Here is a 25,069-nt window from a genome sequence, read left to right as displayed (position 1 = left end):
TTGTGGCACTTCTGCCAGCGGATCACATCTCGAGGTGTGTGCGTACAGTGCCGGCGTTTATTACGTGCAAGACCCTCGCTGGTCAGTCGCACGCTTGGACCTGTCGAGGGGGGGCGGCGGTGGCGTTGCGGGTCCGCTTGTTCGCGTGAACGCGAAAAGTGAGCCTGGACGGAGGTTGTTGCGGGTTGTCCTGAACGGCCCCCCCGCCCCGCCAACAAGCGGTGTGCAGCTTTTGACGTTGACGTTGACGTTGACGTTGACCTACGACCAAGGTCGGGGCGTTCGCACCGCTGCTTGCGCTCTATGCTCGATCCCATGACTTTGTCTGGGAGGGCTGTGTCATGGACTACGAAGAAACCTACCGCCGTTCGATCGACGAGCCGGAGGCATTCTGGGGCGAAGAAGCCAATCGCATCTACTGGCACAAGCCGCCACGGCAGGTGCTCGACTACAGCAATCCGCCATTCCGGCGCTGGTATGTCGGGGGCGAAACCAACCTCTGCTACAACGCCGTCGACCGCCACCTGGCCGAACGTCCCGACCAGCTCGCGCTGGTCGCGGTGTCCACCGAAACCGGCACCACGCGCGAAATCACCTATCGCCAGCTGTACCGCGAAGTGAACGATTTCGCCGCCGTGCTGAAGCGGTTGGACGTCGGCCATGGGGACCGCGTGGTCATCTACATGCCGAACATGGCCGAGGCGGTCTTTGCCATGCTCGCCTGCGCCCGCATCGGCGCCGTGCACTCGGTGGTGTTCGGCGGCTTTGCCGCGCACAACCTGGCCCTGCGCATCGACGATGCGCGGCCGAAGCTGCTGATCGCCGCCGATGCCGGCATGCGGGGCGGCAAGCTCATTCCCTACAAGGGCATGGTCGATGCGGCCTGCGCCGAAGCGCAGAATCCGCCCCCGCATGTGCTGATCGTGTCGCGCGGGCTGGACCCGGCCGAACCGCGCCAGGCGGGGCGCGACGTGGACTACGCCACCCTGCGTGCCGAGGTCGGGGAGGTCGATGTACCCGTGCAGTGGCTGGAATCCAGCGAGCCGAGCTACCTGCTGTATACGTCCGGCACCACCGGCAAGCCGAAAGGCGTGCAGCGCGATGTCGGTGGCTATGCGGTGGCGATGGCCCAGTCGATGCAGACCGTGTTCGACTGCCAGCCGGGCCAGGTGATGTTCTCCACCTCCGACGTCGGCTGGGCGGTGGGGCACTCCTACAACGTATATGGGCCGCTGATCGGCGGCTGTACGTCGCTGCTGTACGAAGGGCTGCCGACCAACCCGGATCCGGGCATCTGGTGGGCGCTGTGCGAGCAGTACAACGTGCGCACGCTGTTCTCCTCGCCGACCGCGATCCGCGTTCTGAAGAAGCACGACGTGGACTTCATCCGCCGGCATGACCTGAAGGCGCTGAAGTACATCTTCCTGGCTGGCGAGCCGCTGGACGAGCCCACCGCCCACTGGGCCAACGAAGCGCTGGGCAAGCCGATCATCGACAACTACTGGCAGACCGAAACCGGTTGGCCGGCGCTCACCCTGCTACCGGGACTGGACATGAAACCGGTGCGCTTCGGCTCGCCCGGGTTCCCCAACCTGGGGTACCGGATGAAGGTGATCGACGAAAACACCGGGGTGGAGGTCGCGCCGGGGCAGAAGGGCGTGCTGGTGATGACCCCGCCGCTGCCGCCGGGCTGCATGAGCACGGTCTGGAATGACGATGCGCGCTTCCTGCAGAGTTACTTCAGCCACTTCAAGGAGTTGCTGTACAGCTCGCTGGACTGGGCGATCCGCGACGAGGATGGCTATACCTTCATCCTGGGACGCACCGACGATGTGATCAACGTCGCCGGCCACCGCCTGGGGACGCGCGAAATAGAAGAAGCGATCTCCGGTCATCCGCGCGTGGCCGAGGCGGCCGTGATCGGGGTCAAGGACGAACTCAAGGGGCAGGTGCCGCTGGTGTTCGTGACCCTCAAGCAAGGCCTCAACGGTGAAGATCCGGCGCCGGTGGTGGCGGAAATGATGGCGGCGGTGACCGCCTCGCTGGGTGCGGTAGCGCGGCCGGCGCACATCCACGTGGTCAACGCACTGCCCAAGACCCGCTCCGGCAAGCTGCTGCGGCGTTCGCTGCAGGCCCTGGCAGAGCAGCGTGATCCGGGCGACCTGTCCACCCTGGACGACCCGGCGGCCTTGGATGAGATCCGGCGCGCACTGGGACGCTGAACCGTCCGCGGGGACAGGAGGCGGCAACGCGCCGGTCCCCGCGCAAAGGGCGTGTTGCAGTGCAGCTCCGCCAGCTGCCCGACTGCGCTAAGCTCGGCCTGTCATCGCGCTGCCACACGGCGCCGCGCCTGGGGGATCAGGGGTGGCTGCCGCAGCCGAGGGCATTGGGAGTCCAGACAGGGGGAACACCGATGGCGCTGCTGCATGCCAAGACGGCCGCTGGCCGTCAGGAAATCGATGATCGCGCGCGGCGGTTGCCTGCCGCCCTCCGATCAATTCTTTTGATGGTCGACGGCCAGCGCGATGATGATGTCCTGCGTGCGCTGCTGCCGGGCCTGCGTGCACCGCCGGACGCACTGGAACAACTGGCCGCACAGGGACTGATCGAGAAGGTCGGTGGCACGGCGGCGCCGACACGCCCCCCGGCGCTGACCGAGGGGCGCGGCCAGGACCCGGAGCTGTATCGCATCCTCCACGACTGGATGAGTGCATCGGTGCGCCGCCACCTCGGCCTGAAGGGGTACTTCATGCAGTTGAAGATCGAGCGCTGCACTGATGCGGCGGCGCTGGAGCAGCTGCTGCCGGACATGGTGGCAGCCATCGGCAAGGCCCGCAGCAGCGCGCTGGCCTCGCGTTGGCTGGAGGAAACACGACAACAGCTCGAACCGGTAGCGGTCAGCTAGCGGGTGAATGGATCGGCCCAGTATGAAGGTAATGTTCAATCGAACTGACGCATTTTGCCTGCGTGTCGGCGGCCAGCTGGGCTAAAGTGAGCGCCCGGGTCGTCCAGGTTCCATCGTGCAGATTGCTTCCGCTTCCGAGCGTGCCACCACCATGACCGACGACAACGGTACGCCTGGCTGGGATGCCATCAGCCAGGCCTTGGGCGCAGTGCATCCCCGCCAGGTGCCACGTCACTTCGGCACGGCGCTGCCGTGGACCCTCGGCGGCAAGGACCCGCTGGATGGGGTCAGCGTCTATTGGAGTGAACAGGGGCGCCCGCATTGGCACTACGTCAGCTACGGGCTGTCGGAACTGTTCGACAAGGAAAGCGACGACGCCGAGGTCAGCGGCTTCGGCTTCGAACTGACCTTCCGGCTGGCCGCCGCAACCGGCAGCACCGCCGCGGACACCCCGCCGACCTGGCCGATGAGCCTGCTGCAGAACCTGGCGCGCTATGTGTTCCAGACCGGCAACGTGCTGGAGGCGGGCCATCACCTGGACGCCAACGGACCGATTGCCGCCGATCACGCCACGGCACTGCGCCACCTTGCCTTCATCGAAGACCCGCAGTTGCCACCGCGCGATACCCCCAATGGCCGTCTGCAGTTCCTGCAGGCAGTGGGCCTGACCGATGACGAGCATGCCGCGATCCTGCGCGGATCGACCGGCGCTGTGCTGGAGGCGCTGGAACCGGTCATGCCGTTGTGGATCACCGACCTCGGCCGCGCCTGCGCGCTGTCCGATGCCGCGCTGGCCGCACGCGTTGCTGCAGGTTCGCAGGCGCAGGGCGCGGCCACCGGCCTGCTGCTGGTGGAGATGCTGGACTGGCAGGGCGGCGGTGCGTCCGGCAGCACCACCCTGGTGCTCGGGGCAGGGCAGGCCGAGCCCCTGCGGGAGCTGCTGGAGGTACGCCTTGCTGCTGGCCTGCCGCTGGAGATCGTCGGACCGCGCAAGCGCTGGACGTTTGAACGGGGCGAGCAGGACCGCATGCAGGGCGATGACCTGCAGCGGACCTGCGTGCTTTCGCCGGGCGCATGGGAGCGCCTGCGGCTGGCGCTCAGGCCGGTGGCCGACGTGACTCGCATCTCCGATGTGCTGTCGATCGACATCCGGCGCTCCTGTCTTCGCGACAGCGAAGGAAAACCCCTGCGCTTCATCGGCTGAAACTGCCTCAGCGTACCGTGGCGTCGTCCTAGTGCTTCGTCCTGGTGGGCACGGTGCAATGTCCGTGCGGCCATGCTCCGGTCGCGTCTGACATAGGAATGTAGCCCATGAAGCGTCACGTAGATGGCAGCGCTGTTTCCATCCTCCTCGGAGTGGCCGTGGCGGCAGGCGGTGTGCTGGCTCCCGGGGGCCCCGCACACGCCCACGGCGCGCTGGCGTCGCCCATCGCCCGGCAATACCTGTGCTTCAAGGAGCGCGGTTACGACTGGCCCGCCGACGGCAGCGGGATACCCGGTGCGGATTGCCGACAGGCGTACCGTGAGACCATGGATCCGTGGCCATTCCAGCAGTGGAATGAGGTGTCAGCCAATCCACAGGACAAGGGCGACACGCTGGAAAAAATCAAGGCGGCCGTACCCGACGGGCTGCTGTGTGCCGGCGGCGATGCGCGCAAGCGCGGCCTGGACCAGGCCACCCAGCCCTGGAGGGCCCAGCCGGTCACCCCCGATGCGCAGGGGCGGCTGGAGCTGGTGTGGGACCTCACCCAGGCGCACAACCCGTCGTGGATGAGGGTATTCCTGTCCAAGCCGTCGTATGACGGCAGCCGGGCGCTGCGCTGGGACGACCTGGAAGAAATCTACAACGACGATGCGCCGCAACCCGTGCCGGGCACACCGTATCCAACGTACACCGTGAAGGTGCCCCTCCCTGCGGACCGGGCCGGCCGCGCCGTGCTGTACCACTACTGGCAGCGCGACGATGCCGGCAACGAGGGCTTTTTCAACTGCACCGATATTGACATCCAGCGCTGAGCGGCCGGACCCGCGCCGGGCAGCGTTGCCCCGCGCGGGTCCGGCAGGCAGGGGCTCAGGCCAGCCCTTCAGCCTGCAAGGCGGCCTGCACGCCGGCGTCGGCGTCCATGCGCTTCTTGTACGCGGCAAGATGCTCCAGGCCGGACAGGTCGACCTTCGCCGCGGCGGCCCAGCGCAGGGTGATGTAGAAGTAGGGATCGGCGAAGCTGCGGAATCCCGCCAGCCACGGCTTGTCGGCCAACTGTGCGTCGGCCTGTTCGAAGATCCCGCGCAGGCGCTTGTGCGCGGCCGCAGCCAGTGCTTCCTTCTGCCCTTCATCGGCCAGGAACTTGCCCGGAGCAAACAGCGGGGAGAACGCCGGGTGCACGTCGGAATTGACGAAGGACAGCCAACGGGCCGCTTCGGCACGCTGGCGCGGGCTGCCATCGCCTGCCAGGCCTGCCTGCGGATGGGTATCGGCGATATAGCCCATGATCGCCGCGTTCTGGGTCAGCACGAAATCGCCATCGACCAGCGCGGGCACCGAACCGACCGGGTTGATCTTCAGGAATGCCGGGCTCTTCAGGGATTCACGATCCAGCAGCTCAACCTCGAACGGCTGGCCGGTCCATTGCAGGGCGATGTGGTCGGCAGTGGAACAGGCACCGGGCTTGCTGTACAGCTTCATGGGAACTCCGCGCGGGATAGGTGGCATCAGGCCAACACTATCGCGGAGCCCGCAGCGCGCGGCAATGACGCGCTGGCACAACAGTCCGTTACGACTGGCGCGGCTTGAGGCTCTGCACCTTGTAGAAGGTGTGATCGCCGATGGTGGCGACCTGGTAGGCATTGCGCCAGCTCGGGCTGGCGATCGACAGCGCCGCGAAGTGGCTGGCACCGGGCACGATCTCCTTGCGCTCGTTGACCGGCAGGGCCCAGTTGCGTTCGGCATCGAAGGCGACGCTCATCGCTTCGCGCCAAGCGGCGTCATTGGCCAGCTGGGTACCGGGGGCGACGATGGTCGGGGCAAACTGCTTGCGCGCCGTCACCACCTGGCACATCGAGTCTCCCCACAGGCCGCTGTCACGGCGACGCAGGGCTACTTCGGCGACGGCCTGCTGGCCACGCACGGTCTGGTCGCGGGCTTCCAGGTAAACGGTCGTGCTCAGGCACAACGAATCAGCGGCCGGCTGCGGCAACAACTGCGACAGCCAGAGAATCCAGGCCAGTTTCATATAACTCCTTGCTCCGTATGGGCCGGACCTAGCGGTTCCGTCGGCGTCATGGCCGGCAGAGGCGGGGGTACGACTTGGCGTCATGGGGAGGCGACCATCGGGGTCACCCCGTGGGCGGCCACGAAGAGTGATCGACGATCGATCAGGCGGGCCGCACCTGCTCACCGGAACTGGGTGGTGAGCGGGAAAGTTGGCGCAAGGTAAGGGGGTATTTCGCAACGCATCCTGAATCAATCGGGTTGACATTCAGGTTCGGGGCAGGGTCGGAAAGCGAATCCGATTGCCCTTATTCATGTTTCTCAGAGGGCCGCGGCGACCCGGCTGCCCTGGTCGATCGCACGCTTTGCATCCAGTTCCGCGGCGACATCGGCACCACCGATCAGCTGCGCCACGATGCCGGCAGCAGCGAGCTCGTCGCGCAGGCTGCGGTTCGATTCCTGGCCCGCGCAGATCACCACGTGATCGACATCCAGCAGCTGTTCCACACCCTCCACGCGGATATGCAGGCCGGCATCGTCCACGCCCAGGTACTCCACGCCGCCCAGCTGGGTCACGCCCTTGGCCTTCAGTGTGGCGCGGTGGATCCAGCCGGTGGTCTTGCCCAGCCTGGCGCCCGGGCGTCCGGCACTGCGCTGCAGCAGCCAGAGCTTGCGCGGGGAAGGAACCACGACCGGGCGGGCGAGCGCGCCGCGCGATTCAAAGCTCGGGTCCACGCCCCATTCGGCCATCCAGCTCGCCGTGTCCAGCGACGGCGACGGGCCCGCATGGCTGAGGAATTCGCCGACATCGAAGCCGATGCCGCCGGCGCCGATGATCGCTGCACGCGGCCCCACCGTGACGCGGCCGAGCAGCACGTCCAGGTAGTCCACCACCTTGGCGTGCCCGGCACCGGGAAAATCGACCTTGCGCGGCAGGATGCCGGTTGCCAGCACCACCTCGTCGAAGCCGGCCAGCGCGGCGGCTCCCACGCGGCTGCCGAGCCGCAGTTGCACGCCGGTTTCCTCCAGTTTGTGGCGGAAGTAACGCAGGGTCTCGTGGAACTCTTCCTTGCCCGGGATCCGCTTGGCCACGTTGAACTGGCCACCGATCTCGTCGTGCGCGTCGAACAGGGTGACGTGATGGCCGCGCTCGGCGGCGACGGTCGCGCAGGCCAGGCCGGCCGGTCCCGCACCCACCACCGCGATGCGCCGCGGCGTTGCGGTGGGTCGATACACCAGCTCGGTTTCGTGCGCGGCACGCGGATTGACCAGGCAGCTGGCCAGCTTGTTTTCGAATACGTGGTCCAGGCAGGCCTGGTTGCAGGCAATGCAGGTATTGATGCGTTCGGGGCGGCCGGCACGTGCTTTGTTGGGCCACTGCGGATCGGCCAGCAGCGGACGCGCCAGCGACACCATGTCGGCGCCGCCGCTGGCCAGGATCCGTTCGGCCACGTCCGGCATGTTGATCCGGTTGGTGGCCACCAGCGGTACGTTGACGTGTGGCTTGAGCTTGGCGGTCACCCCGGCGAAGGCGCCGCGTGGCACCGAGGTGGCGATGGTCGGAATGCGCGCTTCGTGCCAGCCGATGCCCGTGTTGATCAGGGTGGCGCCGGCCGCTTCGATGGCCTGCGCCTGGGCGATGATTTCCTGCCAGTTGCTGCCATCGCTGACCAGGTCGACCAGTGACAGCCGGTAGATGATGATGAAGTCCGGGCCGCAGGCTTCGCGGATGCGGCGCACGATCTCCACTGCGAATCGCATGCGCTGCGCGGCATCGCCACCCCACTGGTCGGTGCGGGTGTTGGTGCGCGGGGCGACGAATTCATTGATCAGGTAGCCCTCCGAGCCCATCACTTCCACGCCGTCGTAACCGGCATCACGGGCCAGCCGCGCGCTGCGCGCGTAATCGGCGATGTGCCGGTCCACGCCGCGGGTGGACAATGCGCGCGGGGTGAACGGATTGATCGGTGCCTTCAGCTTCGATGGCGCCACCGATAACGGGTGGTAGGCATAGCGACCGGCATGCAGCAACTGCAGGCAGATCTTCGCCCCGTGCTGGTGGGCGGCTGCGGTGAGCTGGCGATGCGGGCGCACTTCCCATGGCCAGCTGAGCTTGCCGCCGAACGGCTTCAACCAGCCGACCACGTTGGGCGCGAAGCCGCCGGTGACGATCAAGCCGACGCCGCCTTCGGCGCGCTCGGCGAAATAGGCGGCCAGGCGTGGGAAATCCCGGGCGCGGTCTTCCAGCCCGGTGTGCATGGAGCCCATCAGGATCCGGTTGCGCAACTGGGTGAAGCCCAGGTCGAGCGGGGTGAACAGGTGGGGGTAGGCGCTGTCGCTGGCTGGCGTCATCGTGGATACGCTTGCGTACGGAAGCGCCCAGCGTGCCGTGAATCGGCCGGCGTCGCAAGACGCGCTGCCGCAGCAAGCAGTCGGCGTTCGCCAACCGGGCGCGGGTCAGGCCGGCGGCGGAATCACCGCCGGTGCCGCGCGCGGGGGCCTGCCGATGCCGAACCAGCCCAGCGTCATCCCGCACAGCGGCCCGATCAGCAGGGCAAAGGCCAGCGTTCCCGGACCCACGTTTCCGCCCAGCAGCCAGCCCACCAGCAACGCGCTGCCTTCAATCAGGCTGCGCACCTGCCAGATCGGCCAGCCGGTGCGGGCGTGCAGCCCGGTCATCAGCCCATCGCGCGGGCCAGGTCCGAGGCGGGCGCCGATATACAGGCCGGTGGCTACGGCGATCAGCAGCAGCCCACCCGCAAACAGCGGCAACCGCAGCGACAGGCTTTCCACCGCAGGCAGCAGCCACAGCCCGAACTGCGCAGCCGGACCGATCAGCAGCACGTTGAGCACGGTGCCCAGCCCTGGCTTCTGTCGCAGCGGCCACCACAGCAGCAGGACCACGGCCCCGATGACATTGGTGGCCAGTCCGAAGGACAGCGGCGTGTGGGCTGCGATGCCCTGTGACAACACATCCCACGGCGCAACGCCGATGGCGGCCCGCACCATCAGCGAAATCCCGAAGCCATACAGGAAAAGCCCGGCAATCAACTGGATGAGGCGAAGCGGCAGGGAAGTGGGCATGGCAGCAGGCCTCGGGGCGTCTGGTGCCAAGATAGGTCGTGTAGATGTCCAGGAACAGGTACAGCGATGCGGAACTTACGCAGCACAGTGTTGCTATGCGTTCGGGCAGATACACCTCGCGCCCCGTCGCGATCAGCGCGTTGTAGCCGTTCAGAATTGCCTGATGCATAAAGTTCCTCACGGCGCAGGCTGCCGGATGAACCCTTGACTTTCTGCCAAAGCAAAATGTTGCGGTGCGAGACTGAAGCCCGGTAAAACCCTTGCCAGGCCTGCCTGTTGCGGTTTTTCATGATCCTGTATAGGGTGCAACCGCCGGTCCGGTGGAGGCCCGGCGCCCGTTTTTCACATGTTACGGGACTGTTAACATGGCCTTCACTCCCCTGAGCATAATGTTCGCGGCGGTGGCGTGCTGAATCGGCTGTCGTAGTGCTGGCCCATGCCTCTACCGGTTTCATACCCCCGATATAGGAGCTGTACTCAATGAACAAGAAGATCCTTACCGCCGCGCTGCTGGGTGGTCTGGCTTTCGCCCAGGCTGCTTCGGCACAGGAGTTTGACGACCGCTGGTACCTGACCGGTTCGGCTGGTTTCAACTTCCAGGACAGCGACCGCACCACCAACGATGCTCCGTTCGTCACCCTGGGCCTGGGCAAGTTCATCAGCCCGAACTGGTCGCTCGACGGTGAGCTGAACTATCAGAACCCGAACTTCGACGCCAACCAGGACCTGAACTGGTCGCAGTACGGCGCCTCGCTGGACCTGCGTCGCCACTTCGTGCAGGAAGGCCGTGGCTGGAACCCGTACCTGCTGTTCGGCCTGGGCTACCAGAAGTCGGAAGAAGAGTTCGCTGCTGTCGACGCCAATGGCCCGCGTGAGCGTAAGGACGGCGGTTTCGCTGCCAAGCTCGGTGCCGGTCTGCAGACCACCTTCGACAAGCGCGTTGCCGTGCGTGCCGAAGTGGCCTACCGCGCTGACTTCGACGACAAGAGCGTTGCCGCTCCGAGCGAAGACTGGTTCGGCGACGTGCTGGCTTCGGTCGGCGTCGTGATCCCGCTGGGACCGGCTCCGGTCGCTGCCGTGCCGGCTCCGGCTCCGGTTGCTCCGAGCTGCGCCGACCTGGATGACGACGGTGACGGCGTCAACAACTGCGACGACAAGTGCCCGGATTCGCAGCCTGGCCAGACCATCGGTCCGGACGGTTGCCCGGTCCCGGTCTCCATCGATCTGAAGGGCGTGAACTTCGACTTCGACAAGGCCAACCTGCGTCCTGACGCAGTTGCGATCCTGAGCGAAGCCTCGCAGATCCTGACCCGTTACCCGGATCTGAAGGTTGAAGTTGCTGGTCACACCGACTCGAAGGGTTCCGACGAGTACAACCAGAAGCTGTCCGAGCGTCGTGCTACCGCCGTGTACAACTACCTGACCTCCAACGGCGTTGCTGCTTCGCGCCTGCAGGGCCCGGTCGGTTACGGCGAGAGCCGCCCGATTGCTCCGAACACCAATGCTGATGGTTCGGACAACCCGGAAGGCCGTGCGAAGAACCGTCGTACCGAGCTGAACGTCCAGAACTGAGTTCCGACGTTTCACCGGTAAGACACACAGCAGGACCCGGCTTCGGCCGGGTCTTGTTGTTTCTGCGCTATGGCGATCTACCGCTTATCCGAAAAATAGAAAAAAACCAATGAGTTGGCGTATTCATTGAATGTAGGATCTTGAAAGCCGTTGTGTCGCTGTTAAACTCGCGCCACTACCCACTTTTCTGGATGCTCCTCATGCTGCGCACTGCATCGGCCGTCGTCCTGGCCCTGGCCCTGGTTCCCGCCGCCCACGCTGCCGTGGACTGCTCGGTCTCGGCCAGCAGCGCCCCGCTGCCGTTGCCGGCCACCGCGATCGCACCGGTGGCGAGCGAGCTGTTCACCCGCAATTCGCGCCTGGGCATGCCCGCCGGCGTATTGACCACCAATTACGAACAGGCCCAGTCGCTGGACAGCGTGCTGCGTCGCCTGCGTATCGAAGGCTGCCAGAACGTGGCCAAGGCCATGCCGAGCGCACCGGCGGTGAGCCCGAACGACCCGGCCGCCTACAAGCCGCAGACCGCATTCGACAACACGCCGTGGCGCTTCGACATGAGCCAGAACGGCAAGCGCATGACTGCCGAAGAGTTCGACGCCTGGATGAAGGCGCGTGGCGTGCGCGTGGTCAAGGCACGCCCGGTACCGGCCACCGCGGTCGCTCCGGTTGCCCCGGTGGAAGCCTCCGCCGAGACCAAGCCGGCTGACAAGAAGTAAGTGGGGGCAGGGCAGGACATGCGGCCACCGCGCCCACCTGCCCGTCCCTCTGCCCGTGCCCGCCCGATGGGCGCGCGCGCGGTCCCCGCATCAAGCGGAGGCGTTCGCCATGGACTGGCACGCGTGCTGTCCAAGGCAGGCCTGTGTTCGCGCACTGAAGCCGCGCGCTGGATCGCCGCCGGCCGCGTCAGCGTGGATGGACGCATCGTCCGCGATGCCGAGTTTCCGATCCAGGCCGGCCGCCAGCAGGTGCGCGTGGACGGCCAACCGCTGGATGCCGCGCCGCGGATCTACCTGATGCTCAACAAGCCGCGCGGCCTGGTCACCACGGTTCAGGACGAGCAGGGCCGCGATACGGTCTACCGCTGTTTCGACGGCGCCGGACTGCCGTGGCTGGCGCCGGTCGGACGCTTGGACAAGGCCAGCGAAGGACTGCTGCTGTTCAGCAATGACCCGCAGTGGGCGGCCGCGCTGATGGATCCGGCGACCGGCCCGGACAAGACCTACCACGTGCAGGTGGATGGCATTCCGGACGCGCCGATGCTCGCCGCATTCTGCGCCGGCATCGAGGATGAAGGCGAGTTCCTGGCCGCGCGCGCGGTGACGCTGCTGCGCACCGGCGAAAAGACCAGCTGGCTGGAAGTGACGCTGGACGAAGGGCGTAATCGCCATATCCGCCGCCTGCTGGCGGCATTCGACCTGCAGGTGCTGCGGCTGGTCCGCATCGGCATCGGCGGGCTGCAGCTCGGCGAACTGCCCAAGGGCCAGTGGCGGATGCTGCAGATGGAAGACCAGCGGCAACTGGAGGCCGCTGCAGGACCGGGCTGAGACCCGCGGCCGACGCCTGGCGTCGGTCCCGCTCCGGGCGCAAGGGGGGCCCGGCTTTGCATTTACTGAAAGAGGTATCCCACCGTGTTGCGTTCCCTGACCTCTCCGCTGCGCCTGACCCTGCTGCTGCCCTTGGCGGCCCTGGCCGCCTGCAGCCACAAGAAAGAACTGGCCAAGGCCCCGCCCCCGCCGCCGCAGGACATCATCGAAGTACGCGTCCCCGAACTGGACGGGCGGGGCAGCTACCGCTTCAACATGAGCGAAGGCGACAAGAAGATGTCCGCCGACGAGTTCGACGCCTGGATGAAAGCCAACGGCATCCGCGTCGCCAAGGGCCGCTGACCCAAAAAAGGGGACGGAGGGCATTAAGTCGTATCCAGCCTGCACCGGCCGGATACGACTTAATGCCCTCCGTCCCCTTTTTGTCAGATCACCCCGAGTTCGCGGCCGATGCGGGTGAAGGCGTCGATGGCGCGGTCCAGGTGTTCGCGGGTGTGCGCCGCGCTGATCTGCGTGCGGATGCGCGCCTGGCCCTTGGGCACCACCGGGAAGAAGAAGCCGATCGCGTAGATGCCTTCTTCGAGCAGGCGCTCGGCGAACTTCTGCGCCAACGGTGCGTCGTACAGCATCACCGGGCTGATCGGGTGCACGCCGGGCTTGACGTCGAAGCCGGCCGCGACCATTTTTTCGCGGAAATACGTGGTGTTGGCCACCAGCGTTCCGCGCAGGTCGTCAGCGGCGGCCAGCATCTCGAAGGCCTTGATGCCGGCGGCCACCACGTGCGGCGGCAGCGAGTTGGAGAACAGGTACGGGCGCGAACGCTGGCGCAGCAGTTCGATCACTTCGGCCTTGGCCGTGGTGAAGCCGCCCAGCGCGCCGCCCATCGCCTTGCCGAGGGTGCCGGTGATGATGTCGATCTTCTCCAGCACGCCCTTCACTTCGGCCGAACCGCGGCCGGTAGCGCCCAGGAAGCCGGTCGCATGGCATTCGTCGATATGCACCAGCGCGCCGTACTTCTGCGCCAGCGCGGTGATCTCGTCCAGCGGGGCGATGAAGCCGTCCATCGAGAACACGCCGTCGGTGGTGATCAGCTTGGTCCGGCAGCCGGCCGCATCGGCGGCCTGCAGCTGCGCTTCCAGATCGGCCATGTCGCAGTTGGCGTAGCGGAAGCGCTTGGCCTTGCACAGGCGCACGCCGTCGATGATCGAGGCGTGGTTGAGGCTGTCGGAAATGATCGCATCCTGCTCGCCCAGCAGCGGCTCGAACAGGCCGCCATTGGCATCGAAGCAGGCGGCATACAGGATGGTGTCCTGCTTGCCGAAGAAGCCGGCAATCTGCGCTTCCAGCTGCTTGTGCAGGTCCTGGGTACCGCAGATGAAGCGCACCGACGCCATGCCGAAGCCGTGGCTGTCCAGCGCATCCTTCGCAGCCTGGATCAGGTCCGGATGGTCAGCCAGGCCCAGGTAGTTGTTGGCGCAGAAATTCAGCACCGTGCGGCCGTCTTCCAGGGTGATCTCCGCCGACTGCGGGCTGGTGATGATCCGCTCGGACTTGAACAGGCCCTGGGCGCGGATGGCGTCCAGTTCCTCGGTGTAATGGCGGGTCAGGTCAGGCGAGGATTCGGTCATGGCGGCAGCATGGCTCAACACGGGAAAACGAGGATTTTACCTGCCCCGGCCACGGAAGGGCGGCGGGGCAGGGAGCACGAACGTGTTGCGTTGCAATATCAAACAGGTTAAAAAACCGTGAACCGGATGAATTCGTGCAGCCGGTCCGCGCCACGCCCCATGTCCCTCCTCCCCCGCCATTGCCCCTTCGGAGACGCCCATGAAGCACGCCGTCCGTTGTCTTGCCGCTGCTGCTGTCCTGTCCCTCGCCTCGTTCGCCGCCAGCGCGCAGGAAGCGGAGTCGCCCTACAGCTGGAACGTCACCGCCGTGTCCGACTACGTCTTCCGTGGCGTGTCGCAGACCGACGAAGATCCGACCCTGCAGGCCGGCTTCACCTACACCAGCCCGGTTGGCCTGTATGCCGGTGTGTGGGGGTCGGGCGTGGACTTCGGGCCGGGCGACCCGAGCACCGAAGTGGACTTCCTGATCGGTTACGGCTTCGACGTCACGGACAACGTCAACTTCGACGTGCTGTTCAACCGCTACACCTACCCCGGTGCCAGCGAGCTCAACTATAACGAGCTGATCACCACCACCACCTTCGCCGAGCAGTACAAGCTCACCGTGGCCTACACCAACGACCTGTCCGGTTCGGATACCAAGAGCTGGTATTACGCCGTCGGGGGGGAGTGGGCGCTGCCGCAGGAGTTCACCCTGGCTGCCAACGTCGGACGCACCTCGCTTGAGACCGATTTCGGCAAGGACTACACCGATTTCAACATCGGCGTCAGCCGTCAGTTCGGCCTGTTCAACCTCGGCCTGGGCTTCCACGGCACCGATGGCGCCGGCCGTGACAACAACGGCTACCTGGCCGACAACCGCGTGGTGTTCACCGTCGGCGTCGGCAAGTAAGCAGGCTGCGCCTGGCGGCGCAGCTGGATCGCAGCTGGTGCACCACGAAGAAGGCGCCCTTGCGGGCGCCTTCTTCAATTGCTGTACCTGTGTTCCCGCTGGAGTGGAGCCCCCCGATGTTCAAGGGGGCGCGCGACAGGCGCGGGGACAAGGAAACATGCGCGGACCGATCCGGCGTGCCGAAGGCACGACGAATCAGTTCCAGCTCAGCACCACCTTGCCAGCCTTGCCTTCTTCCATCAGGTCAAAGCCCTTCTGGAAGTCGTCGATCGGCAGCTGGTGGGTCATCACCTTGCCGAGCGGGAAGCCGGACAGCACCAGCTGGGTCATCTTGTACCAGGTCTCGTACATCTTGCGGCCGTAGATGCCCTGCACGGTCAGGCCCTTGAAGATGATCTTGTCCCAGTCGCAGCCAGCGCCCCGCGGCATGATGCCGAGCATGGCGATCTTGCCGCCGTGGTACATGCAGTCCAGCATGTCGTTGAACGCACGCGGGTTGCCGCTCATTTCCAGGCCCACGTCGAAGCCCTCCATGTGCAGTTCCTTCATCACGTCCTTCAGCGACTGGTTGGCCACGTTCACCACGCGCGTGGCGCCCATGTCGGCAGCCAGCTTCAGGCGGAAATCGTTGACGTCGGTGACCACCACGTTGCGCGCGCCGATGTGCTTGCAGATGCCGGCAGCGATGATGCCGATCGGGCCGGCGCCGGTGATCAGCACGTCCTCGCCGATCACGTTGAACTCCAGCGCGCAGTGCGCGGCGTTGCCGTAGGGATCGAAGAAGGCGGCCAGCTCGGACGGGATCTGGTCCGGGATCGGCCACAGGTTGGTGGCCGGCATCACCATGTATTCGGCGAAGGCGCCGTTCACGTTGACGCCGATGCCGACGGTGTTCGGGCACAGGTGCTGGCGACCGCCCCGGCAGTTGCGGCAGTGGCCGCAGACGATGTGGCCTTCGGCCGAAACGCGCTGGCCGACCTCATAGCCGGTGACCGCACTGCCGAGCGCGGCGACGCGGCCGACGAACTCATGGCCGATGGTCAGGCCGGGCGTGATGGTGCGCTGGCTCCATTCGTCCCACAGGTAGATGTGCAGGTCCGTCCCGCAGATGGCGGTCTTTTCCAGCTTGATCAGGACCTCGTTGGGACCCGGCACCGGCACCGGCACTTCTTCCAGCCAGATGCCCTTGGCGGCTTCGCGCTTGACCAGCGCCTTCATCGTTTGTGCCATCTCGGTGGAACTCACAGGGGGAAAGATGGCGCGGATTATAAAGCCGCCAGCGCCCGCGCCATGTTGCAGCGCGGGCCGGCCGACGCAAAACCGCCAACCATGGCCGGCGCTACCCAGGCCACCGGTCACCTGTCGAAGGCGGGGCGGGGTGGCTGTGCAGGACCGTCTGTTGCCATGGATGGCAACAGCGAGCCCCCATGGACGGGTTAACGGCGTGTCCTGCACAGCCACCCCGTCCCGCCAGCACGCAGCCCCGGCTTCTGACCCTGATGCCCCGTCAGCCCGCAGGCAGGGCGACCCATGACCTCCGGGCATCCTGCCGGAGCCGGGCGGCGGGCTAGAATCGACGGTTCCATTACCCAAGGGCCGCTTCATGCGCTCGAACCTGCTTGCTTTCTCCATCGTCGCCAGCCTTGGCCTGGTCCAGGTCGCCCATGCCGCAGAAGGCATGTGGGTGCCGCAGCAGCTGCCGGAAATCGCCGGACCGCTGCAGAAGGCCGGCCTGAAACTGTCCGCCGAGCAGCTGGCCGACCTGACCGGCGACCCGATGGGCGCGGTGGTCGCGCTGGGCGGCTGCACCGCCAGCTTCGTGTCCCCGCAAGGCCTGGTGGTCACCAACCACCACTGCGCCTACGGCGCCATCCAGCTGAACTCGACCGCCGAAAAGAACCTGATCAAGGACGGCTTCAACGCCCCGAAGACCAGCGACGAACTCAGCGCCGGCCCCAACGCCCGCGTGTACGTGCTCGACCAGATCACCGACGTGACCACCCAGGCCAAGGCCGCCATCGCCGCGGCCGGCAACGACCCGCTGGCCCGCACCCGCGCGCTGGATGCCTTCGACAAGTCCCAGGTCGCCGCCTGCGAAGCCGACGCCGGCTTCCGCTGCCGCCTGTACAGCTTCTCCGGTGGCAACACCTACCGCCTGTTCCGCAACCTGGAAATCAAGGACGTGCGCCTGGTCTACGCGCCCCCGGGCAGCGTCGGCAAGTTCGGTGGCGACATCGACAACTGGATGTGGCCGCGCCACACCGGCGACTTCTCCTTCTACCGCGCCTACGTCGGCAAGGACGGCAAGCCGGCCGCCTTCGCCGCCGACAACGTGCCCTACCAGCCCAAGCATTTCCTGAAGTTCGCCGACCAGCCGCTGGGCGCCGACGACTTCGTGATGGTGGCCGGCTACCCGGGCCGCACCAACCGCTACGCACTGGCCGGCGAGTTCAACGAAACCGCTGAGTGGACCTATCCGACCATCGCCCGCCACTACAACGCGGTGCTGAAACTGATCGAAGATGCCGGCAAGGCCGACGCCGACGTGAAGGTGAAGTACGCCGCCACCGCGGCCAGCATGAACAACGTCGCCAAGAACTACGCCGGCCAGCTGGAAGGCTTCAAGCGCATCGACGCGGCCGGCCAGAAGCAGGCCGAAGAGGCCCAGGTGCTGGCCTGGCTGAAGCAGCAGGGCACGGCTGGCAAGCCGGCGCTGGCCGCGCATGCGCAGCTGCTCAAGCACCTGGATACCAGCAAGTCCACGCGCGAGCGCGACCTGTTCGTCAACCAGTTCAACAGCACCTCGGCGGTGGGTTCGGCGATCACCCTGTACCGCACGGCGATCGAGCGCAGCAAGCCGGACGCCGAGCGCGAAGTCGGCTACCAGCAGCGCGACCTGCCGACCATCGAAGGTGGCGTGCGCCAGATGGACCGCCGTTACGTGGCGAAGATGGACCAGCAGCTGCAGCAGTACTGGCTGGACCAGTACGTGGCCCTGCCGGCCGCGCAGCGCGACAACGCGGTGCTGAACCAGTGGCTGGTCGGCAGTGATGCCAACGCGGTCAAGGCACTGGTCAACAAGCTGGGCGGCACCCGGCTGGGTAGCCTGGATGAACGCCTGAAGTGGCTCAGCGCCGACCGCGCCGCGTTCGAAGCCAGCACCGACCCGGCCATCCAGTACGCGGTGGCGGTGATGCCGGCGCTGCTGAAGCAGGAAGAACAGAAGAAGATCCGCGAAGGCGAATCGCTCAGCGCGCGTCCGCTGTACCTGCAGGCCGTGGCCGACTACAAGAAGAGCCAGGGCGGGTTCGTCTATCCCGACGCCAACCTGTCGCTGCGCATCACCTTCGGCAATGTCATGGGCTACGCCAAGGACGGCGTGAACTTCACCCCGTTCACCACGCTGGAAGGCGTCGCCGCCAAGGAAACCGGCGAAGACCCGTTCGATTCGCCCAAGGCGCTGCTGGATGCGGTCAAGGCCAAGCGTTATGGCGGGCTGGAAGACAAGCGCATCGGCTCGGTGCCGGTCAACTTCCTGTCCAACCTGGACATCACCGGCGGCAATTCCGGCTCGCCGGTGCTGGACGCGCACGGCAAGCTGGTCGGCCTGGCCTTCGATGGCAACTGGGAGTCGGTCAGCTCCAACTGGGTGTTCGACCCGGTGATGACCCGCATGATCGCCGTGGACAGCCGCTACATGCAGTGGATCATGCAGGAAGTGGCGCCGGCCCCGCAGCTGCTGAAAGAACTGAACCTGTCGCGGTAACCGGGCGCGGGGCCAGGTCCGCTGGATCTGGCCCCACGGCCGCGGCGTTCCGCACGGCAGGGCTTCAGGCGGAGCGGTTATGATGGCGCTCCGGCGCGGTTTCACAGGACGTGAACGAAACGCCGGACCTCCTCCCCCCAAGGACCCGTACCCCGCATGCGCATCCTGCTTGCCCGTCATGGCGAAACGCCGTGGAACGCCGAAGGCCGTTACCAGGGCCAGATCGATATCCCGTTGTCGCCGATCGGCGAAGCCCAGGCGCAGGCGCTTGGCGAGCGCTTGAAATCCGTGGACATCACCCGGGCGGTGGCCTCGCCACTGTCGCGTGCACAGCGCACGGCACAGCTCGCACTGGGAGCCCGCGCCGACATGCTGCTGACCGAACCGGAGCTGCAGGAAATCGCCCACGGCGAGTGGGAAGGCCTGCTGGCCAGCGAGATCCATGAAAAAGACCCGTCGCGCCTGCGCGCGTGGCGCGAAGAACCGGATACCGTGCTGATGCCGGGCGGCGAATCGCTGCGCCTGGTGCTTGACCGCAGCTGGCGGGGCCTGGCGCGTGCCGCCGAAGGCCTCGGCGAGGACGACACCCTGCTGGTGGTGGCCCACGATGCGGTCAACCGGGTCATCCTGTGCCGGATCCTCGGCCTGCCGATCAGCCGCCTGTGGAGCTTCCGCCAGGCACCGACCACGCTGAACCTGCTGGAAGGCCCGGATATCGAACAGCTGGAAGTGGTGCGCATGAACGACTGCGCCCACCACACGCCGTTCTTCGGCGAAGCCAAGCACCGCGCCCTGTAACCGAAACGATTGGACGTCCCACCGTGACTGCACTGCCCACTACGCTCAGCGACTGGCTCGTCTTCATTGAACGCCAGCACCCGGCCACCATCGACATGGGACTGGAGCGCGTGCGCACCGTTGCCAGCGCCCTGCAGCTGGGCGTGCCCGCGCAGCGCACCATCACGGTGGGCGGCACCAACGGCAAGGGCTCCACGGTGGCCTTCGTCGAAGCGATCGCGCGCGCGGCCGGCTGGAAGGTCGGCGCCTATACTTCGCCGCACCTGCTGCGGTACAACGAACGCGTGCGCATCAATGGCGAAGAGGCCAGCGATGACGCGCTGGTCGCGGCCTTCAGCGCGGTCGAAGCCGCGCGCGGTGAGACCACGCTGACCTACTTCGAATACGGCACGCTGGCGGCCCTGTACCTGTTCACGCAGGCCGGACTGGACCTGGCGGTGCTGGAAGTCGGGCTGGGTGGCCGCCTGGATGCGGTGAACCTGATCGACGCCGACGTGGCCGTCATCACCACCGTGGACATCGATCATGCCGACTGGCTGGGCGATGACCGCGAAAGCATCGGCCGCGAAAAGGCCGGCATCCTGCGTGGCTGGAAGCCGGCGGTGCTGGGCGAGATCGATCCGCCGTCCAGCGTGCTGCGGCGGGCCTACCTGATCGGTGCCAACGCGATCCGCGCCGGCAGTGATTACTTCAACGAACCACTGGACGCGCAGACCTGGGCCTGGCGCGATGTCGCCGTGCGCCTGGAGTTGCCGATGCCGTCGCTGGCGGGCCCGGTGCAGCTGGCCAATGCCGGTGCAGCGATTGCCGCGCTGCGCTCGCTGGAGCTGCCGCCCGGTCGCTCGCTGCCGCGCAGCGCGTACGCCGAAGGCATTGCCGCCGCGCAGATCGCCGCACGGCTGCAGCACTTCGAGCGTGACGGTATCAGCGTGCTGGTGGATGTGGGCCACAACCCGCAGGCGGCTACCGCGCTGGCCCGCGCGCTGCAGGCCGAACCGGTCAGCGGGCGTACCCTGGCGGTGTATGCGGCGCTGCAGGACAAGGACGCGGTGGGCGTCGTGCAGGCGCTGGGCGAGGTCGTCAGCGCATGGACCGTGGCCGGGCTGGAAGGCCCGCGCGGCCAGGATGCCGCCGCGCTGGCCGCCCGCCTGGCCGGCACCGTCGCCGCCGACGCCGCCCGCGCCGATTCGGTGGCCGACGCACTGGCCCAGGTGCTGGCCCAGGCGGGGCCGGGCGACCGGGTGCTGGTGTTCGGTTCGTTCCATACCGCGGCCGAGGCGCTGGCCTGGTTGAAGACCGCCGCCTGATCACCGTTCAGCCGTTGCCGACGCTGCATCACGGCGGGACCGTATAATCATCGGCAGTTCCCACCTGTTGCCTGCCATCCGTGGATACGTCCCTGAAACAGCGTCTGATCGGTGCCATCGTCCTGGTGGCCCTTGCCGTGATCTTCCTGCCGATGCTGGTGACCGGCCCTGCCCGCAACAGCAGCGCCGACAGCGTGCCGCTGGAAGTACCCGGCGCGCCGGCCAATGCCCAGTTCGAAACACGCGAGCTGCCGCTGGCCGCTCCCGCGGGGGGCGACAGTGGCCTGCGCGGCGCCGCGCCGCTGCAGGAACCTGCCGCCAATGCCGCCGCCACGGTGGATACCGGCCCGGCCGTGGCCGCCGGCAACTTCGCGGTCAGCTTCGGTGCCTACGCCAGCAAGGCCGACGCCGATGCGGTGATCGCGCACCTGAAGGGCGCGCAGCTGCCCGGCTTCAGTGAAACCGCCACGATCAACGGCAGGCAGGCCTGGCGCGTCCGCGTCGGTCCCTTCGTCGACCGCGCCCAGGCCGAATCGGCGCGCCTGCAGGCCGTGAAGATCCGCAGCGACGTGCGCGCCGAAGTGGTGACCCTGGACGCCAATGCCGAGGGCGCCGCCGCGACCGCGCAGGCACCGGCGGCCACCACCACGCCGCTGGGCGGCAACCCGGTGCAGACCCAGGCGCTGCCGGAAAGCGCCGCTGCCACGCCGGCCACGGCGACCGCGCCGCCGGCGCCGAAGCCCGAACCGAAGCCGACCCCGGCGCCGGCTGCGGAAACCAAGGCGGTGGCCGCCAAGCCGGCAACGCCGGCCCCGGCCCCGGCCGCCAAGCCCGAAGTGAAGCCTGAAGTGAAGGCGCCGGCCGCACCGGCCGCCAGCGGCGTCGGTTTCGCCGTGCAGCTGGGCGCGTTCGGCCAGGCCGCTGATGCCAACGCGCTGCGCGACAAAGTGCGCGCCGCCGGCTTCAGCGCCTTCGTCGACCAGGTCCGTACGGACAAGGGCGTGCTGAGCCGGGTCCGTGTCGGGCCGGTCGCCAACCGTGCCGAGGCCGACCAGCTGAAGGCGCAGGTCGCCGCCCGCGTCGGCGTGGCCGGCATGGTCAGACCGCACCCCTGATGCCCACTCCCGGCCAGGACGCCCAAGGGAACCCGCCCGCATGATCGATATCGTGCTGGCCTGCGTGATCGCCCTCTCGACCCTGCTGGGGTTCGTGCGGGGCTTCGTCGGCATCGTGGTCGGCACGCTGTCCTGGCTGCTCGCCGGCTGGGCCGCCTTCCTGTTCGGCAACGACGTGGCCCATCTGTGGTCAGCGCCGGCGCAGCCGGGCAACGGACACCTGGTGGGCGGCTATGTGACGGTGTTCCTGGCCGTGCTGATCGCCGTCACCGTGCTCGGCATGCTGGTCCGCGCCGGGCTGCGCATGGCGCTGCTGGGCGGTGCCGACCGCATGCTCGGCGGCGCGCTGGGCCTGGTGCGCGGCGGCTTCATCAGTGCGGTGCTGCTGTTGATGGCCACCTTCACCCCGCTCACCGCCGAACCGGCGTGGCAGCAGTCCCACCTGCGTGCTGCGCTGCAGCCGGTGGTGGGGTGGATGGACGCCCAGCTGCCGGACGTTTCCCGGCCGATGCAGCACATCGAACGGATGGTGCCCAAGGGGCTGCCGTCGTCGCTGGATGGGTTGGTACCGGCCAGCTTGCCCTTGCCGTCCAACGGTTCGTCCCCATTTGCAGAAAGCCTGTTGGGAATGCCGACCGCGACAGGCGATAATGGTGTCCTCGGCGAGGTGGTGGCGGGACGCGGATGGCCGCGTAACGTGGACCCGGCCAGGGGCGCGGCGAGCGAGTCCGCAAACGCCCCGGCACTGCCCGCGAACATCGAGTCGGCGCCCGAGCGTCCAGATCCTGCCGCTGTCCCGTAAGGCGGCTCCCCCGGCCAGGCACGGCCAACATCCCTGTAGATGGGCACAGCCCAGCGGAGATAACGCAACATGTGTGGCATCGTCGGAATCGTCGGCAACCAGAACGTCGCCGGGCAGCTCTATGACGGCCTGACCGTCCTCCAGCATCGTGGCCAGGACGCGGCGGGCATCGCCACCGTCGACGGCACCCGCCTTCGCGTGCAGAAGGCCAACGGCCTGGTCCGCGACGTGTTCGACGCGCGCACCATGTCCACCCTGGAAGGTCGCGTGGGCATCGCCCACGTGCGCTACCCGACCGCCGGTTCGGAAGGCATGGACGAGGCGCAGCCGTTCTACGTCAATTCGCCTTACGGCATCGCGCTGGCGCACAACGGCAACCTGATCAACACCGAAGACCTGCGTCGCCAGGTATTCGAACAGGATCGCCGCAACGTCAACACCGATTCGGACAGCGAAGTGCTGCTGAACGTGTTCGCCTACGAACTGGATGCACAGAAGCAGCTCACCCCGGAAGCGGCGATCCGCGCGGTCTCCCACGTGCACCGTCGCTGCAAGGGCGGCTATGCGGTGGTCAGCGTGGTGCTCGGCCTGGGCCTGGTGGCCTTCCGCGATCCGCACGGCATCCGTCCGCTGGTGCTGGGCAAGCGCAGCCACGCCGAAGGCGATGAATACATCGTCGCCTCCGAATCGGCCGCGCTGGACGTGCTGGGCTTCCAGCGCATCCGCGACGTGCAGCCGGGCGAAGCGCTGGTGATCACCGCGCGCGGCGAACTGTTCTCGGAAATCTGCTCCGAGCCGGCCGAACACACCCCGTGCATCTTCGAATACGTGTACTTCGCGCGTCCCGATTCGATGATCGACAACGTGTCGGTGCACAAGGCGCGCATGCGCATGGGCATCAAGCTGGGCGAGAAGATCCTGCGCCTGCGCCCGGACCACGACATCGACACCATCATCCCGATCCCGGACACCTCGCGCGATGCCGCGCTGGAGATCTCCAACACGCTCGGGGTGAAGTACCGCGAAGGCTTCATCAAGAATCGTTACATCGGCCGTACCTTCATCATGCCGGGGCAGGGCGAGCGGGTGAAATCCGTGCGCCGCAAGCTCAACCCGATCCACCTGGAGTTCCGCAACCGGGTGGTGCTGCTGGTGGATGACTCGATCGTGCGCGGCACCACCAGCCAGCAGATCGTGCAGATGGCGCGCGACGCCGGTGCACGCAAGGTCTACCTGGCCAGCGCGGCGCCGCCGGTGCGCTACCCGAACATCTACGGCATCGACATGCCGGCCGCCGAAGAGCTGGTCGCGCACAACCGCAGCGTGGAAGAGATCGAAGCCCACCTCGGCTGTGACTGGCTGATCTACCAGGACATCGAAGACATGGAAGCGGCGGTGCGCGAAGGCAACCCGGCGTTGCAGAACTTCGATTCCTCGTGCTTCAACGGGCATTACCCGACCGGCATCGAGCCGGGCTACTTCGAACGCATCCAGCAGCTGCGTTCGGACGACGCCAAGCACAAGCGCCGCGCCTGATCGTGAGTGCCACGGCTCCATGCGACGTCGATTGCGCTGACGTCGCCGGTGACCTGCTGCGCGCTGCGCAGCAGTGCCTGGCCGAGGCCGACCCGCTGCGCAAGGTGGCCCTGACCCAGGCCCATGCCGCTGCATTCCGTGCCGGCCGGCTGAAGCTGCCGGCCGATGCACCGGCACCCGAGCCGATCCGCATGCCCGGGCGTCCGGCCACCCTGCAGCAGGTGCACCCGCGTGACGTGCCACGCCGCAAGCTCGGCGGTGCGGAAGGGCGCGCGCGTTTCATCCATGCCATCGCGCATATCGAACTCAACGCGATCGACCTGGCGTGGGATGCGGTGTACCGCTTTCGTGGCCTGCCGGCCGCCTACCTGTCGGACTGGGTGAGCTGCGCCGACGACGAGTCGCGGCATTTCATGCTGCTGCGCGAACGGCTGCAGGCGCATGGCCACGACTATGCCGATTTCCCCGCCCACAACGGGCTGTGGGAGATGTGCGAAAAGACCGCCCACGACGGACTGGCGCGCATGGCGCTGGTGCCGCGGGTGCTGGAAGCGCGTGGCCTGGATGTCACCCCGGGGCTGATCGCCAAACTGCGGGGCTGCGGCGACGAGGAGACGGCCGACGTGCTGGAGATCATCCTGCGCGAAGAAGTCGCCCACGTGGCGGCGGGTACCCGCTGGTACCGCTGGTACTGCGAACGTGCCGGGGTGGAGCCGCGCGCCCGCTTCCGGCAACTGCTGGTCGACTACGCCGGTGGTTACCTGCACGGCCCGTTCAACATCGAAGCCCGCCTGCTGGCGGGATTCGATGCCGATGAACTGGCCGAGCTGATCGAGCAGGACCGCCGATAGACGACGCCGCGGCGCAGCCCGATAGCTTGGCCGTGGGGCACTATACGTGCCCGCGTTGGCT

The 25,069-nt window shown here is 67.1% G+C and carries 22 protein-coding genes; 16 read left to right on the top strand and 6 right to left on the bottom strand.

The features are described from left to right. Nucleotides 1–341: 341 nt before the first annotated feature. The 4 genes from prpE to ABB28_RS02070 all read left to right on the top strand — a co-directional run bounded on the left by prpE (nt 342) and on the right by ABB28_RS02070 (nt 4,921). A complete protein-coding gene (prpE, locus tag ABB28_RS02085; protein ID WP_057507018.1) occupies nt 342–2,222 on the top strand; it encodes a propionate--CoA ligase in 1,881 nt (626 codons plus the stop codon). 191 nt (nt 2,223–2,413) lie between these two features. After that, nucleotides 2,414–2,905 carry a hypothetical protein gene (locus ABB28_RS02080; protein ID WP_057507017.1) on the top strand — a complete coding sequence of 164 codons (492 nt, stop codon included), beginning with the start codon at nt 2,414–2,416 and terminating at the stop codon, nt 2,903–2,905. Between the two features lie 115 nt (nt 2,906–3,020). After that, nucleotides 3,021–4,109 carry a suppressor of fused domain protein gene (locus ABB28_RS02075; protein ID WP_245625247.1) on the top strand — a complete coding sequence of 363 codons (1,089 nt, stop codon included), beginning with the start codon at nt 3,021–3,023 and terminating at the stop codon, nt 4,107–4,109. 107 nt (nt 4,110–4,216) lie between these two features. After that, the gene (locus ABB28_RS02070; RefSeq protein ID WP_057507016.1) at nt 4,217–4,921 is read left to right on the top strand and encodes a lytic polysaccharide monooxygenase; all 705 of its coding nucleotides are present in this window, start codon (nt 4,217–4,219) and stop codon (nt 4,919–4,921) included. 55 nt (nt 4,922–4,976) lie between these two features. Here the strand turns inward: ABB28_RS02070 and ABB28_RS02065 are convergent, their stop codons facing one another. The 4 genes from ABB28_RS02065 to yczE form a co-directional block, all read right to left on the bottom strand. Further along, nucleotides 4,977–5,588, bottom strand: coding sequence for a glutathione S-transferase N-terminal domain-containing protein (locus ABB28_RS02065; RefSeq protein WP_057507015.1), 612 nt, complete (start codon nt 5,586–5,588; stop codon nt 4,977–4,979). Between the two features lie 88 nt (nt 5,589–5,676). Next, the gene (locus ABB28_RS02060; protein ID WP_057507014.1) at nt 5,677–6,135 is read right to left on the bottom strand and encodes a cell wall hydrolase; all 459 of its coding nucleotides are present in this window, start codon (nt 6,133–6,135) and stop codon (nt 5,677–5,679) included. 299 nt (nt 6,136–6,434) lie between these two features. After that, entirely contained in the window at nt 6,435–8,465 is a 2,031-nt protein-coding gene (locus ABB28_RS02055; protein ID WP_057507013.1) for an NADPH-dependent 2,4-dienoyl-CoA reductase, read from the bottom strand. Between the two features lie 105 nt (nt 8,466–8,570). Then, nucleotides 8,571–9,197, bottom strand: a complete 627-nt coding sequence (gene yczE, locus ABB28_RS02050) for a membrane protein YczE (RefSeq protein ID WP_057507012.1) — start codon at nt 9,195–9,197, stop codon at nt 8,571–8,573. Nucleotides 9,198–9,677: 480 nt separating this feature from the next. On the opposite strand from yczE, the gene ABB28_RS02045 reads away from it, so the two are divergent. From ABB28_RS02045 to ABB28_RS02030, 4 genes are all read left to right on the top strand, one after another. Then, on the top strand, nt 9,678–10,769 hold the full coding sequence (locus ABB28_RS02045; RefSeq protein ID WP_057507011.1) for an OmpA family protein: 1,092 nt from the start codon (nt 9,678–9,680) through the stop codon (nt 10,767–10,769). Between the two features lie 200 nt (nt 10,770–10,969). Continuing rightward, nucleotides 10,970–11,485, top strand: coding sequence for a hypothetical protein (locus ABB28_RS02040; RefSeq protein WP_042615057.1), 516 nt, complete (start codon nt 10,970–10,972; stop codon nt 11,483–11,485). An 18-nt stretch (nt 11,486–11,503) separates the two neighbouring features. Beyond that, entirely contained in the window at nt 11,504–12,313 is an 810-nt protein-coding gene (locus ABB28_RS02035; protein ID WP_083491862.1) for a pseudouridine synthase, read from the top strand. Nucleotides 12,314–12,397: 84 nt separating this feature from the next. Then, the gene (locus tag ABB28_RS02030) at nt 12,398–12,655 is read left to right on the top strand and encodes a hypothetical protein (RefSeq protein WP_057507009.1); all 258 of its coding nucleotides are present in this window, start codon (nt 12,398–12,400) and stop codon (nt 12,653–12,655) included. 83 nt (nt 12,656–12,738) lie between these two features. Here the strand turns inward: ABB28_RS02030 and kbl are convergent, their stop codons facing one another. Next, entirely contained in the window at nt 12,739–13,941 is a 1,203-nt protein-coding gene (gene kbl, locus ABB28_RS02025) for a glycine C-acetyltransferase (RefSeq protein WP_057507008.1), read from the bottom strand. 199 nt (nt 13,942–14,140) lie between these two features. On the opposite strand from kbl, the gene ABB28_RS02020 reads away from it, so the two are divergent. Next, nucleotides 14,141–14,833 (top strand): TorF family putative porin, encoded by a 693-nt coding sequence (locus ABB28_RS02020; RefSeq protein ID WP_057507007.1) that lies wholly within the window; start codon nt 14,141–14,143, stop codon nt 14,831–14,833. A 195-nt stretch (nt 14,834–15,028) separates the two neighbouring features. Here the strand turns inward: ABB28_RS02020 and tdh are convergent, their stop codons facing one another. Continuing rightward, nucleotides 15,029–16,063, bottom strand: a complete 1,035-nt coding sequence (gene tdh, locus ABB28_RS02015; protein ID WP_042615137.1) for an L-threonine 3-dehydrogenase — start codon at nt 16,061–16,063, stop codon at nt 15,029–15,031. 373 nt (nt 16,064–16,436) lie between these two features. Here tdh and ABB28_RS02010 point away from each other — a divergent pair, with 373 nt between their 5' ends. From ABB28_RS02010 to ABB28_RS01980, 7 genes are all read left to right on the top strand, one after another. Then, the gene (locus ABB28_RS02010) at nt 16,437–18,599 is read left to right on the top strand and encodes a S46 family peptidase (protein WP_057507006.1); all 2,163 of its coding nucleotides are present in this window, start codon (nt 16,437–16,439) and stop codon (nt 18,597–18,599) included. A gap of 156 nt (nt 18,600–18,755) precedes the next feature. Further along, complete coding sequence (locus ABB28_RS02005) at nt 18,756–19,397, top strand: histidine phosphatase family protein (protein WP_057507005.1); 642 nt, start codon at nt 18,756–18,758, stop codon at nt 19,395–19,397. A gap of 23 nt (nt 19,398–19,420) precedes the next feature. Further along, complete coding sequence (folC, locus tag ABB28_RS02000; protein ID WP_057507004.1) at nt 19,421–20,704, top strand: bifunctional tetrahydrofolate synthase/dihydrofolate synthase; 1,284 nt, start codon at nt 19,421–19,423, stop codon at nt 20,702–20,704. 80 nt (nt 20,705–20,784) lie between these two features. Continuing rightward, nucleotides 20,785–21,819, top strand: a complete 1,035-nt coding sequence (locus ABB28_RS01995) for an SPOR domain-containing protein (RefSeq protein ID WP_057507003.1) — start codon at nt 20,785–20,787, stop codon at nt 21,817–21,819. A 40-nt stretch (nt 21,820–21,859) separates the two neighbouring features. Further along, the gene (locus ABB28_RS01990; protein WP_057507002.1) at nt 21,860–22,621 is read left to right on the top strand and encodes a CvpA family protein; all 762 of its coding nucleotides are present in this window, start codon (nt 21,860–21,862) and stop codon (nt 22,619–22,621) included. Nucleotides 22,622–22,690: 69 nt separating this feature from the next. Then, nucleotides 22,691–24,157 carry an amidophosphoribosyltransferase gene (gene purF / locus ABB28_RS01985; protein ID WP_057507001.1) on the top strand — a complete coding sequence of 489 codons (1,467 nt, stop codon included), beginning with the start codon at nt 22,691–22,693 and terminating at the stop codon, nt 24,155–24,157. A gap of 2 nt (nt 24,158–24,159) precedes the next feature. Next, nucleotides 24,160–25,008: a ferritin-like domain-containing protein gene (locus ABB28_RS01980; RefSeq protein ID WP_057507000.1), complete on the top strand. Its 849-nt coding sequence runs from the start codon at nt 24,160–24,162 to the stop codon at nt 25,006–25,008. Nucleotides 25,009–25,069 lie beyond the last annotated feature (61 nt).

The sequence above is a fragment of the Stenotrophomonas chelatiphaga genome (assembly GCF_001431535.1).
Taxonomy (GTDB): domain Bacteria; phylum Pseudomonadota; class Gammaproteobacteria; order Xanthomonadales; family Xanthomonadaceae; genus Stenotrophomonas; species Stenotrophomonas chelatiphaga.
This window is presented reverse-complemented; position numbering and strand designations above follow the sequence as displayed.

Coding starts and splice junctions, on each gene's coding strand:
- yczE (WP_057507012.1), bottom strand. CDS start 9,197: ATGCCCACTTCCCTGCCGCTTCGCCTCATCCAGTTGATTGCCGGGCTT.
- prpE (WP_057507018.1), top strand. CDS start 342: ATGGACTACGAAGAAACCTACCGCCGTTCGATCGACGAGCCGGAGGCA.
- purF (WP_057507001.1), top strand. CDS start 22,691: ATGTGTGGCATCGTCGGAATCGTCGGCAACCAGAACGTCGCCGGGCAG.
- ABB28_RS02035 (WP_083491862.1), top strand. CDS start 11,504: ATGCGGCCACCGCGCCCACCTGCCCGTCCCTCTGCCCGTGCCCGCCCG.
- ABB28_RS02080 (WP_057507017.1), top strand. CDS start 2,414: ATGGCGCTGCTGCATGCCAAGACGGCCGCTGGCCGTCAGGAAATCGAT.
- ABB28_RS02045 (WP_057507011.1), top strand. CDS start 9,678: ATGAACAAGAAGATCCTTACCGCCGCGCTGCTGGGTGGTCTGGCTTTC.
- ABB28_RS02010 (WP_057507006.1), top strand. CDS start 16,437: ATGCGCTCGAACCTGCTTGCTTTCTCCATCGTCGCCAGCCTTGGCCTG.
- ABB28_RS02065 (WP_057507015.1), bottom strand. CDS start 5,588: ATGAAGCTGTACAGCAAGCCCGGTGCCTGTTCCACTGCCGACCACATC.
- ABB28_RS02040 (WP_042615057.1), top strand. CDS start 10,970: ATGCTGCGCACTGCATCGGCCGTCGTCCTGGCCCTGGCCCTGGTTCCC.
- ABB28_RS02005 (WP_057507005.1), top strand. CDS start 18,756: ATGCGCATCCTGCTTGCCCGTCATGGCGAAACGCCGTGGAACGCCGAA.
- ABB28_RS01990 (WP_057507002.1), top strand. CDS start 21,860: ATGATCGATATCGTGCTGGCCTGCGTGATCGCCCTCTCGACCCTGCTG.
- kbl (WP_057507008.1), bottom strand. CDS start 13,941: ATGACCGAATCCTCGCCTGACCTGACCCGCCATTACACCGAGGAACTG.
- ABB28_RS02060 (WP_057507014.1), bottom strand. CDS start 6,135: ATGAAACTGGCCTGGATTCTCTGGCTGTCGCAGTTGTTGCCGCAGCCG.
- ABB28_RS02055 (WP_057507013.1), bottom strand. CDS start 8,465: ATGACGCCAGCCAGCGACAGCGCCTACCCCCACCTGTTCACCCCGCTC.
- tdh (WP_042615137.1), bottom strand. CDS start 16,063: ATGGCACAAACGATGAAGGCGCTGGTCAAGCGCGAAGCCGCCAAGGGC.
- ABB28_RS02020 (WP_057507007.1), top strand. CDS start 14,141: ATGAAGCACGCCGTCCGTTGTCTTGCCGCTGCTGCTGTCCTGTCCCTC.
- ABB28_RS02070 (WP_057507016.1), top strand. CDS start 4,217: ATGAAGCGTCACGTAGATGGCAGCGCTGTTTCCATCCTCCTCGGAGTG.